Source organism: Bartonella sp. AP58NXGY (assembly GCF_042195785.1).
GTDB lineage: Bacteria > Pseudomonadota > Alphaproteobacteria > Rhizobiales > Rhizobiaceae > Bartonella.
Map to the genome: position 1 here is coordinate 1 of NZ_JBHIOY010000224.1, position 745 is coordinate 745.

Below are 745 nucleotides of genomic sequence, written 5' to 3' on the forward strand. Positions count from 1 at the left end.
GGCTGAATAATCATCGTATTTTCGGTCCCCCTCTTAAACAATGGGAAGAAAGAAGAGCTATCTCTCCATTTGTTAAAATTTTTGCAGTAATAAGTATGACAGGGGGGGGATTATCCTTTTTCGTGATGGTACACCCTCCTTTATGGATTTTTTTACTCGTTGCCGTTATATTATTGTTGATTGCTGTTTATATCGTGACACGTCCATCTTCATAATGACATAAAAAACTTTATGAGATGCTCTTTTTGACTTATTTGTTAGAATGATGAGAGAATCTTTCCCCTTAAGTTTTATTAGATATAACATCTCCCTATTCAAAATACATATGAAATAACAAGCTTTTTTAAAAGCAAAGAAAATTATGTACACCCCCCTTAAAGCTCTTAAAAAGTTACTTTGTAAAAGATGATAAATTACATTCATTAAAAGGCTTTATTTTTGTAAAGCATGTAAATTTCGCTAAACTTTCTTGGCATGTTAAGCCTTTTTAAGTGCCTCGTGCATATTTTTGTTTATCGAACCTTATGTAAGTAAATTGCCTATGTGAAAAGCCAGGCGGAATCCGCTCGACAAGAAACCGAACGATTTACAGACCTGCAAGGATTAAGAAAAAGGTTAGCTTTATAGAACTAATAGGATGAGTCAATATATTTGTTTAAAGAGACCAAAACTACATCTTGACAGGTCTAGAAACGCGCTGTTTATTGCTAAAAAAATTGAGATAACGTTGTATTTCTTTTGAATC

1 protein-coding gene is annotated in these 745 nt (G+C 33.0%); it reads left to right on the plus strand.

Annotated features, from left to right (window positions below; genetic code table 11):
* A partial coding sequence (locus ACFINC_RS10580; protein WP_375617185.1) for a DUF454 family protein occupies positions 1-215 on the plus strand: 215 nt, incomplete at its 5' end.
* Positions 216-745 lie beyond the last annotated feature (530 nt).